11 protein-coding genes are annotated in these 13,216 nt (G+C 66.6%); 3 read left to right on the forward strand and 8 right to left on the reverse strand.

Features of this window, described 5'->3' with window-relative positions; translation table 11 throughout:
- Window positions 1-43 precede the first annotated feature (43 nt).
- The 5 genes from SPR01S_RS09625 to SPR01S_RS09640 form a co-directional block, all read right to left on the reverse strand.
- Window positions 44-757, reverse strand: coding sequence for a hypothetical protein (locus tag SPR01S_RS09625; protein WP_157082125.1), 714 nt, complete (start codon window positions 755-757; stop codon window positions 44-46).
- Between the two features lie 46 nt (window positions 758-803).
- Window positions 804-1,151 (reverse strand): hypothetical protein, encoded by a 348-nt coding sequence (locus SPR01S_RS09630; RefSeq protein WP_066588613.1) that lies wholly within the window; start codon window positions 1,149-1,151, stop codon window positions 804-806.
- 60 nt (window positions 1,152-1,211) lie between these two features.
- Window positions 1,212-1,367, reverse strand: a complete 156-nt coding sequence (locus SPR01S_RS21820; protein WP_169803412.1) for a hypothetical protein — start codon at window positions 1,365-1,367, stop codon at window positions 1,212-1,214.
- A gap of 114 nt (window positions 1,368-1,481) precedes the next feature.
- A complete protein-coding gene (locus tag SPR01S_RS09635) occupies window positions 1,482-2,816 on the reverse strand; it encodes an ATP-binding protein (protein ID WP_066588616.1) in 1,335 nt (444 codons plus the stop codon).
- Window positions 2,813-3,523 carry a response regulator gene (locus tag SPR01S_RS09640; RefSeq protein ID WP_066588619.1) on the reverse strand — a complete coding sequence of 237 codons (711 nt, stop codon included), beginning with the start codon at window positions 3,521-3,523 and terminating at the stop codon, window positions 2,813-2,815. Before SPR01S_RS09640 ends, SPR01S_RS09635 begins: the two co-directional genes overlap by 4 nt.
- Before the next feature lie 153 nt (window positions 3,524-3,676).
- Between SPR01S_RS09640 and SPR01S_RS09645 the strand changes: the two genes are divergently transcribed.
- A complete protein-coding gene (locus tag SPR01S_RS09645) occupies window positions 3,677-3,949 on the forward strand; it encodes a hypothetical protein (RefSeq protein ID WP_066588622.1) in 273 nt (90 codons plus the stop codon).
- Window positions 3,950-4,103: 154 nt separating this feature from the next.
- Here SPR01S_RS09645 and SPR01S_RS09650 read toward each other — a convergent pair whose 3' ends face one another.
- From SPR01S_RS09650 to SPR01S_RS09660, 3 genes are read right to left on the reverse strand one after another with little or no spacing between them, the layout of a single operon-like run.
- The gene (locus tag SPR01S_RS09650) at window positions 4,104-5,033 is read right to left on the reverse strand and encodes an SGNH/GDSL hydrolase family protein (protein ID WP_066588625.1); all 930 of its coding nucleotides are present in this window, start codon (window positions 5,031-5,033) and stop codon (window positions 4,104-4,106) included.
- Between the two features lie 2 nt (window positions 5,034-5,035).
- Window positions 5,036-8,206 (reverse strand): TonB-dependent receptor domain-containing protein, encoded by a 3,171-nt coding sequence (locus tag SPR01S_RS09655; RefSeq protein ID WP_066588630.1) that lies wholly within the window; start codon window positions 8,204-8,206, stop codon window positions 5,036-5,038.
- 19 nt (window positions 8,207-8,225) lie between these two features.
- Complete coding sequence (locus SPR01S_RS09660; RefSeq protein ID WP_066588632.1) at window positions 8,226-9,566, reverse strand: dicarboxylate/amino acid:cation symporter; 1,341 nt, start codon at window positions 9,564-9,566, stop codon at window positions 8,226-8,228.
- 198 nt (window positions 9,567-9,764) lie between these two features.
- On the opposite strand from SPR01S_RS09660, the gene SPR01S_RS09665 reads away from it, so the two are divergent.
- Both SPR01S_RS09665 and SPR01S_RS09670 read left to right on the forward strand, forming a co-directional pair.
- Window positions 9,765-11,549: a sensor histidine kinase gene (locus SPR01S_RS09665; RefSeq protein ID WP_066588634.1), complete on the forward strand. Its 1,785-nt coding sequence runs from the start codon at window positions 9,765-9,767 to the stop codon at window positions 11,547-11,549.
- The gene (locus SPR01S_RS09670; RefSeq protein ID WP_066588637.1) at window positions 11,546-12,874 is read left to right on the forward strand and encodes a sigma-54-dependent transcriptional regulator; all 1,329 of its coding nucleotides are present in this window, start codon (window positions 11,546-11,548) and stop codon (window positions 12,872-12,874) included. Before SPR01S_RS09665 ends, SPR01S_RS09670 begins: the two co-directional genes overlap by 4 nt.
- Window positions 12,875-13,216: the final 342 nt, after the last annotated feature.

The raw sequence follows: 13,216 nt of genomic DNA on the forward strand, positions 1-13,216 counted from the left end.
AAGGAAATGTTGCCGGCAGCGGCCGGCTGAGCCGAGACCACGGTCAGTTCGCGTCGGTGCTCGCGCTCACCCGTTTGAAGACGATCGACCGCCCATAACGTTCGAGCAGCAGGTTGCCGTTATCGATGCGCAGCGGGGTCTTGGCGAACGCGACCTTGCCAAGGTCGTTCTGCTCGAACCGGACGTGGATGGTGGAAGCGGCCGTGCCGTCGAGGCGGAAGGCGTCGCTGCGGATCTCGTACACGCCCAGTGTCAGGCGCAGCGATACCGGCCGATCGCCGGGCGCCACCGGAAACGCGTCGCTGTCATCGGACAATTGACCGCCGATGACGCGCCCGTCAGCCAGGCCGATCTCCGCGTCAAAATATTGCCTCGTCCAACCCTTGGGCACGTCGAGCACAAGATGCGTCTTTCCGTCGGATGCCGGTTGCTGCCCCAGCATCACGAATGTCGGCGGGGTGACCGGATCGCTGGTGAGGAGCACGTTGTCGCCTTGCACGCGCCAGGTGCCGGTCGCGCTTTCGTCCAGCGCGCCATAGGACAGACCATAATCGAACCGCCCGTCGGCCTGCAGTTTCAGGCCGACCGCCATTTCCATCTGGTGGCCGTCATACGTGCCGACCAATCCGGAAGGATCAGGGGACGCGACTTGCGCGACCGCGCCAGAGGATGACGACAGCGCCGCAGTGGACAGCAATAGACCGGCCAGCGCGACGATCGCGCTGCGTCCTGGCCGATGGCGATCTAGGGACCCCATCCGGCGAGGCCAGGCGCATTCGCCTCGGCGGTACAGCGCGCTGCGGTCAATCAACGTCGGTGGTCCCGGCACGCGGTCGGCGTCGGCGAACGAGCAGGAACAGTCCGGCCAGCATGAAACAGGCCCAAGGTACCGTCAGCCAGTCGATCAGGTCCGGCCCGGTCGAGGGAATGTCATAGATGTTCAGATACGCCGCCAGGAGCGTCAGCGCGACGACATGCGCCAGCGCCAGCCACAAACTCGACGCCGGAATCCGCCACGATCGCTTGTCGGGAGCGACCCCCAGCAAATTCCACAAGGCCGACAGAGCGGCGATCGCCGCGAACATCGCGCCGCCCGCGACGAGGAGCAGCAGGAGCAGTAGCCCGTCGACCCGGATCGAAATGTCGCTCAATCGCCCTCCCGTTCTCCGTCCCGCTCAATGACCCGATCGCACGATTATCATCGGTCGGACTCAATCGTCGGTTTTTTTGCCGCGCAACGCCTTGAACACCTCGCCCGGCCCCGCCGCGAGGCTGGCAGCGATGATGAATCCCAGGGCAAACGGCGCCACAATGATCGCGATATACGTGCTCTTCAGCACGGATTTCTTGATCGGAGCGGGGTCCATCGCGGAAATCATATCAGTTTCGGCGACCGCAGGGCAGTCCGTCCGACGCTCTCGACTCTGTTTCAGCAAAGCTGAAACGGTTGCGGTACCGATTCAGCGACGCCGAATGCGACTCTACCCAACGATTGCCGCCCCGCGCGGCAGGGTGATCCGAGCGCTGAGCCCGCCCGACGGCGCAGCGTCGAGCGCGAATTCGCCGCCATGCGCCGCCACCGCGCGCTGGACGATAGTGAGGCCGAGGCCGAACCCTTGGGTATCGCGGCCGCGCGCCGTATCGAGCCGGACGAAGGGTTCGAGCGCGCGGGCGCGATCTTCTGGGGCGATGCCGGGGCCGTTGTCCTCGACCGCGATCGTCACCCGATCGGGCGTCGCATCGAGCCGAATGTCCACGCGCTTGCCATAATGCAGCGCGTTGTCGACCAGATTGGTGAGCGCGCGCTTCATGGCGACGCGGCGGACGATCACGTCGCAATGATCGGGGCCGTGATATCTGGCCTTGCCGCCGCGATCGACGGCGTCGTCGGCCAGGGTCGCGCACATCACCGCAAGGTCGGCGGCGGTCGGCGCCTCGGCATCGCCCTCATCCTCCCCAGATAGATAGGCGAGCAGCGACGCGACCATCTGGTCCATCTCGACCACATCGTGTTGGATCGCGTTGCGCAACTCGTCCTCGTCGATCGCGTCGGCGCGCAAATGGAGGCGAGCGAGCGGGGTGCGGAAGTCATGCCCGACCGCAGCGAGCGCCTGGGTGCGGTCGGCGATCAATGTGTGGATGCGCGCCTGCATCGCGTTGAACGCGACGATCACGTCGCGCACTTCGCTCGGGCCCCGCTCGGGCACCGCTTCGACTTCGCCATGGCCGACGCGGTCGGCGGCACGGGCGAGGTCGCGCATCGGGCGCAGCATCTGGCGCACCAGCAATCCGCCGATCAGGATCAGCGCGACCGCCGGGGTCAGCGCGAGCAGGATGCGGCTGACCGCCATGTCGAGCGCGCGCACCGGCTGGCGCGTGCGAAAGGTGACCCAGCTGGCATCGTCGAGCCGGAACGCGCCGGTGATGAAGCCGTCACGACCCGGGGAGGTCAGGCTGAGGCGGAGGTCGCGCCCGTCGAGATCGGGCTCCCAGGCGAGCACTTGCTCGGTCAATTTGTCGAGCGACGGTGCGACCGCGGGCGACTTGGGCAGGACCGCGCGCCACGCGACCGCGTAGCGCGAGGTGGTGAGTTCGGACGCCATCGCGTTGCGCTCGCCAAGCGGTGCTTCCTCGATCAATTTGCTGGCGATGACGAGGTGTTCGGCGAGGCGGTGCGCTTCATCCTGGCGCACCGAGAATTGGCTGGCGCGCTCGTACAGGAACGTGCTCGCGCCATATTCTACCAGCACCGCGAGCAGCAGGATCGCGAAGACGCGGCCGATCAGCCCCAAGGTGAGGTGGGGCAGGCGCGTCAACGCCGCTCCACCGCGACGTTGAGCATATAGCCGACGCCGCGCACGGTGATGATCGGGGCGGGCTTGCCTGCGCTCGACAATTTGCGGCGCAGGCGGCTGATCAGCACGTCGACGCTGCGGTCCGAGCTGTCGCCGAGCCGGGTGCGCGACAACTCGATCAGTCGTTCGCGCGCGATCACGCGTTGGGCATTGTCGCACAAGGCGACGAGCAGGTCGAACTCGGCACCGGTCAACTCGACTGCCGCGCCGGTCGGCGACAGCAATTCGCGGCGCGGCAGGTTGATCGTCCAGCCCTCGAAGCTGAGCTCGCCTTTCTCGCGATCGGCGGGGCCGCGTTCGATGGCATGGCGGCGCAGCACCGCGCGGATTCGCGCGACCAGCTCGCGCGTGCCGAACGGCTTGGCGAGATAGTCGTCGGCGCCGAGCTCGAGCCCGACGACGCGGTCGGTCTCGCTGCCCTTGGCCGAGATGAAGATGATCGGCACGTCGCTGGTGCGGCGAAGCTCGCGGCACAGATCGATGCCGCTGGTGCCGGGCAGCATGATGTCGAGCAGGACGAGATCGACCGGACCCTGTTCGAACGCGCGCCACATTTCGGGCGCGGTCGCCGCGGGGCGGACGGTATAGCCATTCTCCTGCAGCGCGCGGGTGGTCAGCGTGCGGAGCGGTGGGTCGTCCTCGACCAGGACGATGTTGGGGGCGGTCATCGGACGGCCTCTGTCAGTTTCATGCGCCGGACCTAGTCGCGCGGCGCTCCGCCCTCAAGGTCGCCACCCCGGGCCGGCAATGATTTGTTACGGAGCGGCAAGGCACCGCGACGGGCCGAATGGCAGGAAGCGGGCTCTTTCGAGGAGTCCGATGTGAAATCCGTCCTGATCGCCGTGGCCGCCGCGCTCGTCCTGCCACTGCCCGCCGCCGCGCAATCGCTCGATGAAACGCACGAACTGGTCTGGCACCCGGCCGGCAAGACCCCTGCGGCCATCCATCGCATGCGCGACCGTCCCGCCTGCGCCCCGAGCGCGGGACATCACCAATCGGGCAAGACGGCGATGCCGGCGAAGAAGGCCTGCATAGTCGAAGTAGCGAAGGCACAGACGGCGCCGAACAGCGGAGAGCCGGCGGTCGCGAGGTAAACGCTCGGATCGTTCTTCAACCAAAATCGTCATCCCAGCGAAAGCTGGGACCCATCTCCTGAGCGGGCGGCAAAGCGCGGCGGTTAATTTTTGCGGATGACGCCGGAGATGTGTCCCCGCTGTCGCGGGGATGACGGTCAGAGAGGTGAGCCTCTCACGGCAGCGCGAGTTGCGCCTTGGCGACCTGCTGCAATTGGACCGCGACCTTGGGGTCGATGCCGAGATCGTCGGCGGCGCGCTCATTGGCGCCCAACCGCGTCGGATCGAGCCCGGTGACGCGGCCGAACACGACCAACGCCTCGAGATAATAGCCGAAGATGCTGGCGTGATAATGGTCGTAGGTCCACAGATCGACCTGGCCGAACGCGACGCCGTTATAAGGGTCGGGGTCGGCGATCCCGCTCGCAATCGCGCGGTTCCACGCTTCCCCGACCGGCAGCACGCCGCGGAACGCGGGCGACAGCGCGCGCACGCCGTCGGCCGCGCGGCGCAGGTCCTGCGCCATTGTCGTGATCGGCTTGCCCGACCAGGGACTGCCCGGCTGATAGACCAGGTCGGCACGGCTCCAGGTCGCCATCAGATAGACGTCGACCCGCGGGTTGTTGCGCGCGAACATCGCGGCGAGTTGCGGCGCGTAGGTGCGGTAATCATCGGGGTCGCCGGGACGCTCGCGGTCGAGCGTGCTCAATTCCTGGAGGACGACCACGTCCCATTGCCGGTCGACCAGCTGACGGCGCTGGTTCCAATGGAAGCCGAGCGTCTTGCCACCATCGGTCTCCAGCGACACCGCGTAATTGAGGCCGGATTCGGCGGCGAACAATTTGAACAGCGCCGGCACGCCGCCATAGCCGTCGCCGTTCAGATCGATCACGGTGTTGTTGCGATAGCGCTTGACCGCGGAATGCGCGCCTTGCGTGAAGCTGTTGCCGATGAACAGGATCGAGCGCGGCCGGGTGACCGTCGCGGTGCGGGGCGCAGCGGTCGTGGCCGGCGGCGGCGGGGCCACCTGTGCCGCCGCGGGGCTGGCAGCAACGGTGGCAAGCGCGGCGCCGAGTGCCAGGGTGAACAGGCTAAGTCGCTTCATCGTCAGAACTTCTTCCCGATCTGCATGTACCAATAGCGCCCATAGGGCACGTAGAGCGAGCCGAGATAGCCCGACTCCGTTACCGGCGGCTGTTTGTCGAAGATGTTGCGCGCGCCGACGCGGAAGCTGGTGCCGTCCATCGGGCCTTTCCGGAAGCGATATTGTGCGTAGAGGTTGAACTGGGTCTGGCCGTCGACGACGAACGGATTGCCCGCGCCGTCGAGGAAGTTGGTGTCGTAGACCGTGCCGATATAATTGGCGTAGCCGCCCAGCTGGAACCCGCCCAAGGTCCAGGTCAATGACCCCGACCAGCGCCATTTGGGCTTGCCGTTGACCTGCAGCAGGCTCCTCGCGTCGGTCAGCGGGGTTGCGGGATTGATCGTGCCGGCGGCGCGCGCGTCGAACAGCGCCTGCACCGCGGGCGGCGTCTGGCGGCTGTACTTCGTCAGCCGCGCGACGTTGACGTTGAGATTGAACCGCCCGAACCCGGTCCTGACCGTATACAGCATCGTAAGATCGTAGCCGCGCACCGTCTGCGGCAGCAGGTTGACGAACTGGTCCTTGATCAAGGTGACCGCACCGGCGGGCGCCAGGCCGGTACCGGCAAAGATGGGTGTGTCGTCGCTGGTCGGCGCGGCGCGGACCACGTTGGGATTGCTCGATCCCTGCAGGCGCAACAAATAATCGAGCACCAGAGCATTCTGCGCGCCGAACTGGCCGACGATACCGGTCTGCTTGATCGACCAATAATCGGCGGTGAAGGTCAGCTTGCCATATTCGCTCGGGATGAACTTGGGTTCGAGCACCACGCCCGCCGTCCAGTTGGTGCTGTTCTCGGGCTTGAGATCGGGATTGCCGCTGACCGCGATCGAATAGCCGATCGTGCGCGTGCAGCCGGGAAAGTTGTTGGCGGCAAGGCGCCCGGCGCGGACGTCCGCCTCGCAACGATAATAATCGGTAGAGGCCGCGCCATTGGTATTGAGCCGCGAGAAGGCGACCGCGTTGGTCTGCTCGAGGTTCGGCGCGCGGAATCCCTTCGAATAGGAACCGCGCAGGCGGATGCCGTCGATCAGGTCCCAGGCAGCGGCGATCTTGGGCTTCGCCACCGACCCGAAGTCGCTGTAATGCTCGTAACGCCCGGCGAGCTGGACATCCAGGCGGCGGATCAGCGGCACTTTCATATCGGGCGAGATCACGGGTACGGCGAGTTCGCCGAACGCCGAGAAGACGGTGCGTGCGCCATGCGTGCTGAAGGTCGGACTGACCGCCGCGATGTTCGACAGGTTGGTCGCCCCGGTCACCGAATCGGTGAACGTGTTGGTGCCGTTGAGGTTGGGGTCGCGATCGTCGCGTTGCGTCTCGCGCCGGCCTTCGATCCCGAGCGCGATGCCCAGGCCGCCGGCGGGCAGGGCGACCAGGTCCGGCTTGGACAATTTGAAGTCGGCGAGCCCGAGCGTCGTCTTGGACTGGCGGCGCAGATTGACCTTGAACTGATCGATCGTCGACTGGCTGGCGGGTGAGCAGTCGCCGAGGCTTGGGCTCGCCGCGCAGCCGCCGCTGAACGGATTATAGGCGTCCGGCGTCGACAGGCTCAGATTCTTCTGCAGCTTGGTCATGTCGATCGCGTTCGAAGTGTCGGTCGCCTGCGCTTCCGAATAGAGCAACCCGGTATCGAAATCGAAGCTGCCGATCTTGCCCTTGGCGCCAACCAAGAAGCGGTCCTGCCAATTGACCGTGTTGACCACCTGATAGCCGGCATCGAGGAAGCGGTAGGTGCTCAGGGTCACCGGCAGGCCGGCGGCCGGGACGTTGGTCAGGCCGGGGATCCGATTGGGGTTGGTCTGGCCATTGGCGAATTTCACCGGCCCGAACGGGTTCCAGTAATTCGACGCCGGAATGGTGATGGCGTTGAGGTTGATCGTCGGCGGCTGGATGCGCTGCGTGTCCGCGCGGTAGTAGCCGAGCTCGGTATAGAGCGTGACGCGGTCCGACACGTCGTAATGCGCGGTCAGGAAGCTGTTATAGCGGTTGAGCGACGGCGTGACCGTGGTGCCCGGCCGCGTATCGAACCGCTCCGAACGCAAGGTCGTCGCGGTCGCGCGCGAGCCGGTGCCGAGGCAGGTATCGGCGCTGAGCACGAACACGCAACCCGGGTTGAGCACCGACTGGGTATGGAAGGCGCCGGCGGATGAGGTCACCGCCTTGTTGCCCGGGCTCATGCGGATCGTGCCGGGGCCGCCGACCACCGCGAGGTTGGCCCAGGGCGACTGGGTGGCGCGGCCATCCGCAGTCAGGTTGCCGGCAAAGGCGGGATTATCCGCGAACAAGGACAGCAGATTATCCGTCGCGGTATAGGGCTGATCCGACGCGAGCTGTGCCGTGTGGCGGGTATAGTCGAGATAGAGCGACACGTTGCCGCGGCCGCCGCCGAAATTCTTGCCGTAGGTGCCGGTGACTTCGTAATCGCGGCGGCTGGTACCTTCCGGCCCACCATAGCGGAAAGAGAAATTGCCGCCGTTGAGGTCGGTCTTGGTCACCGTATTGACCACGCCGGCGACCGCGTCGGAGCCGTAGATCGCGGCGGCGCCGTCGCGCAGGATCTCGACCCGCTCGAGCCCCGCGACCGGAAGCGAATTGGCGTTGTAGCCGAGCACCGGGACGTTGCCCTCGCCGGCCTGACTGGTCGGGTGCGAGACCAGGCGGCGGCCGTTGAGCAGCACGAGCGTATAGCCGATGCCCAGGTTGCGCAGGTTGATCGAATTGACGTCGCCGCGCGCCGCGTTGCTGGTCTGGGGGTTGTTGCCCTCATTGAACGTGACGTCGCCGGCCTGCGGGATCGAGCGGAACAGGTCGTCGCCCGACGCCGCGCCCATCGCGTCGATCTGGTCGCTGCCGATCACCGTCACCGGAAGCGCGGCAGTGGTCTTGGCGCCGCGGATCTGGGTGCCGACGACGACGATGTCCTTTTCCGCCCCGGACTGGCCGTTCGCCTGGCTGTCGCTGCTTTGCGAGTCGGTGAGGCCGGGGACATTGTCCTGCGGCGTCGGCTGGGTTTGGGGTTGGTCCTGCGGTGGCGCGGCGGGAATATCCTGCGCGACTGCCGGGCGCGCCGCGGTCAGCGCCGCCAGCGCGGTGCCGGCGGCCAAAGCGCTTAGCCTGATCGATCGGTTCATGTCACTCTCCCCGTTATTGTTATGCGATGATCTGCGGCTCGACGGCCGCTTCGAGATTCTCTTCGACCAAGGGCCGCTGGCTGAGCGCGCGGTCGAGCGCGGCGCGGTCGAGCTTGCCTTCCCAGCGCGCGACGACGATCGCGGCGACAGCGTTGCCGATGAAATTGGTCAGGCTGCGGCACTCGCTCATGAAGCGATCCACACCCAGGATCAGCGCCATGCCGGCGACCGGTACCGACGGCACGATCGACAGCGTTGCAGCCAGCGTGACGAAGCCGGCGCCGGTGACGCCCGCGGCACCCTTCGAACTCAGCATCGCGACCGCCATCAGCAGCAACTGATCGCCCAGCGACAGATGCACTCCGGTCGCCTGCGCGATGAACAAAGCCGCCAAGGTCATGTAGATGTTGGTGCCGTCGAGATTGAACGAATAGCCAGTCGGCACGACGAGCCCGACCACGCCGCGATCGCAGCCCGCCGCTTCCAGCTTGGCGATAAGGTTGGGCAGCGCCGCCTCGGACGACGAGGTGCCGAGCACGAGCAGCAATTCGGCCTTGAGATAGCCGAGCAGCTTGAGGATCGAGAAGCCGTGCGCGCGAGCGACCGCACCGAGCACGATCAGGACGAACAGCAACGAGGTCAGATAGAAAGTCGCGACCAGCGCGCCCAGATTGATCAGGCTGCCGACGCCATATTTGCCGATGGTGAAGGCGATCGCGCCGAACGCGCCGATCGGGGCAGCCTTCATCAGGATTCCGGTCAGCTTGAACACGACGAGACCGAGCCGTTCGACCAACTCGAGCACAGGTTCGGCAGGGCGGCCGACCAGCGACAATGAAATGCCGAACAGGATCGCGACGAACAAGGTCTGGAGGATCGATCCTTCGGTCAGCGCCGAAACCATGGTGGTCGGGATGATCGCCATCAGGAAACCGGTGACGCTGGTCTCATGCGCGTCGTGCGCATAGCCGGCGACGGCCTTGGCATCGAGCGTGGCCGGGTCGACGTTCATCCCCGCGCCCGGCTGGACGACATTGGCGACGACCAGGCCGACGATCAGCGCCAGCGTCGAGAAGACCAGGAAATAGCCGAATGCCTTGAGCGCGACGCGACCGACCGAGCCGAGCTCGCGCATCCCGGCAATGCCGCCGACCACGGTCAGGAAGATGACCGGGGCGATGATCATCTTGACCAATTTGATGAACCCGTCGCCGAGCGGCTTGAGCGCTTCGCCGCCGGCCGGCCAGACATGGCCGAGCAGCGCGCCGAGCACGATCGCGGCGAGCACCTGCGCATAGAGGTGGCGGTAGAAAGGCTTGCGCACCTGGCGCGCCGGTGCCTCGACGGAGTGAGCGATCATTGTTCCTCTCTGTGCGGGGCGGCGAGCCCCGTGGCCCTTGTCACCGGGCCTTGGTCATGCATTCTTGCAGCAGCGAATGCGGCAGGCCAGCAGCTTGGTTACATAGGATAAGATATTGAAAAATATACTATCTGTGGAATCCTCTAACGCTAGTTCGGTGGCGGCATGTGCGGATTTCCGCACATCCATGGAGCAATAGTGCGGGTTTTCGCCCTTTCGCTCCGCGCGTTTTGGCGCAGGATTTGGCTGGTCGGCCTTGTCCTGCTGGCGGTCGTCGTCCTGCTGGTCTGGGCGGGTGCGCGCTGGTCGCTGGGCCAGGCCGAGGCGGTGGCCGACGCGACCGCGCGCCAGACCGCGCGCACGCACGTCGCCCTGCTGTCGAGCGAACTCCAGAAATTCCGTCTGCTGCCGGTGGTGCTGGTCGAATATCCGGATGTGGCGGCGACCCTGGCCGATGGAAGCAGCCCGGCGCAGTCGCGGCTGGACCGCACGCTGGAGCAACTTGCCCAGCGCACCGACGCTGCCGCTATCTATGTCGTCGATGCGAGCGGCACGACCCGCGCGGCGAGCAATTGGAACAGTCCGGCCAGCTTTGTCGGCCAGAATTACGGGTTCCGCCCCTATTTCCGCGACGCGATGGCCAAGGGCTCGTCCGAATTCTTCGCGCTCGGCACGGTCAGCGGCCGTCCCGGCCTGTACCTTGCCCGGCGGGTCGATCGCGACGGCCGCGCGCTCGGCGTGGTGGTGGTCAAGGTCGAGTTCGACGGTGTCGAGGCGGCCTGGACACGCAATACCGGCATGACATTCGTGGTCGACGCGCATGGCGTCGTCCTGGTGACGGGCGTGCCCGACTGGCGCTTCCACGCGATCCGGCCGATCGACGCGGCAACGATCGCCGACCTCAGGCGCACGCTGCAATTCGGCAATGCCCCGCCCGCGCCCGCGCCGATCGCGTTCGACGGCGCCGGCGCGCTGATCGGCGGCAAGACGCGCTACCGTGTCGCGGTCGAGCCGGCCCCGCTCGGCAGCGGGCGGTTGTACCATTTGTCGCCGCTCGATCCGCCGCTGGCGGCGGCGCGCAGCCAGGCGCTGTTGCTCGGGCTGGGATTGCTGCTGGTCTTTGCCGTCGCCGCGGGTGTGCTGATCCGCTCGGCCGAGACGCGGCGGATACAGGCGCGCGCGCGCGCCGCTTTGGAAGAAGAAGTGAAGCGCCGCACCGCCGAGCTGAGCGATGCCAATGCGCGCCTGGTGATCGAATCCGAGGAGCGGATCGAAGCCGACCGCCGCTATCGCGAATCGCGCGAAGAATTGGCGCAGGCCAACCGGCTCGCCTCGCTGGGCCAGATCACGGCGGGAGTCGCCCATGAAATCAACCAGCCGGTCGCGGCAATCCGTACCTTCGCCGAAAACGGCACGACGCTGATCGATCGCGACGCGCCCGAAAAAGCGCGCGAGAATTTGGCGCGGATCGTCGATTTGACCGCGCGGATCGGCACGATCACCGGCGAACTTCGCGCCTTTGCGCGGCGCCGGGCAAGCGCGGCCGGAACCGCGCCGCTGGGATCGGTACTCGACGGCGTCCTTCTCCTGCTCGGCGAACGCGCGCGCAACGTGGTGCGGGTCGAGATCGCTCCGCGGCTGCTCGTCACGCCCTTGATCGGCGACCGCACGCGGCTCGAACAGGTCGTCATCAACCTGGTCCAGAATGCCATCGAAGCGGTCGAGGGGCGTCCCGACCGCCGCGTGACGCTGACCGCTGCGCCGGTCGACGGGGCGATCGAACTGACCGTCGCCGACAATGGCGCGGGTCTCGATCCCGCCGTCGCGGCGAGCCTGTTCACCCCATTTGCCTCGGCCAAGCCCGAAGGCCTGGGGCTGGGGCTGGCGATCGCACGCGATATCGCGCGCGAATTCGGTGGCGACATCTCCCACCGCTCCGCGCCCGCGGGTGCCATTTTCGTCGCGCGATTGAAAACCGCGTGACGGGGCAGGTGATCTTCGTCGAGGATGACGACGCACTGCGGCAGGCGACGGCGCAGGCGCTAGAACTCGCCGGGATCGACGTGCTGCCGTTCGCGCGCGCCGATCATGCGATGGCAGCGGTCACGCGGGACTTTGCCGGCGCGATCGTCAGCGATATCCGCATGCCGCACATGGACGGGCTGGAATTGCTGGCGGCGGTCCGCGCGATCGACGCCGAGATTCCCGTCATCCTCATCACCGGGCACGGCGATATCGCGATGGCGGTCGGCGCGATGCGCGACGGTGCCGCCGATTTCCTGACCAAGCCGTTCGCGACCGATCATCTGGTCGCCGCGGTCCGGCGTTCGCTCGACCATCGCGCGCTGGTGATGGACAATCGCCGGCTGCGTCTGCTCGCCGAGCAACCTGCCGACGATGCGTTGATCGGCGACAGCCCCGCGATGCAGCGGCTGCGTCACGTCGTCCGCCAACTCGCAGAGGCCGATATCGACGTGCTGGTCGAAGGCGAGACCGGGACCGGCAAGGAATTGGTGGCGACCTTGCTGCATCGCTGGGGCCGGCGCCGCGCGCGGCCGCTGATGGCGGTCAATTGCGGGGCGCTGTCCGAGGGGCTCGCCGAAATCGAACTGTTCGGCCATGCCTCGGACAGCGTGCCGCACACCCGGCTGTCGCGCGTCGGTCAGATCGCCGCATCGAGCGGCGGCACGTTGCTGCTCGACGAGATCGACAGCATGCCGCTGGCCATGCAAGCGCGGCTGCTGCGCGTGCTCGAGGAACGCGAGGTCCATCCGATCGGCGCCGAGCGGCCCGAACCGGTCGACCTCCGCGTCGTGGCGACCAGCAAGATCGACCTGGCCGAGGCGGTCCGCGCGGGGCACTTCCGCGCCGACCTGCTCTATCGGTTGAGCACCGCGCGCATTCGCGTGCCTCCCTTGCGCGAACGTGGCGATGACGTGCTGGCGCTGTTCGCCGTGTTCGCCAAAGATGCCGCCGAGCAATTCGGCCGGCCGGAATGGCGGATGGACGCGGCGACGCGCGGACGGCTGCGCCACCACGACTGGCCGGGCAACGTGCGCGAGCTGCGCAATTTCGCGGTGGAGGCGGTAATGGGCGTTACCGGTGACGGCCCGGCCGGTCGAGCCGCGGCTCGATCGCTGCCCGAACGTGTCGCCGATTACGAAGCGGGCGAAATCCGTGCCGCGCTGGAAGCGAGCCGGGGACGCATTCCCCCGGCGCTCGAAGCGCTCGGGCTTCCGCGAAAGACGTTGTACGACAAGATGGCGAAGTACGGGATCGTGCCTGGCGACTATCGCCGCCGCGATTGAGTGAATTTACCTGTCGAGGTGCGGTGGCGCCGACACATCCCCCCCGGAATGCCCGAAGCGCGGCCCTATCCTCGCGGATCGGCCAGCAGGCTCCTGTTGCAGCGCCACCGAGGGGGTCTTTAGCGCGGAATCGCGCGGCGGCGGTTGAACGCCACAACCATCGATTTGAACCAGTGTTTCAAATTTCGCCGTTAATGATCTTCTTCAGGCCGCTTTCCCCGCATAAGACGGCATATCCTTGCGATCCTTCGATCTTCGAAGGAGCCTATCGCGTTCGTTCCGCGAACCCGCGGCACCGATCGCACGACGAATTGCACGGATGTTCCGCCGGTGCATGCTTCT

This window comes from Sphingomonas pruni NBRC 15498 (genome assembly GCF_001598455.1).
GTDB lineage: Bacteria > Pseudomonadota > Alphaproteobacteria > Sphingomonadales > Sphingomonadaceae > Sphingomonas > Sphingomonas pruni.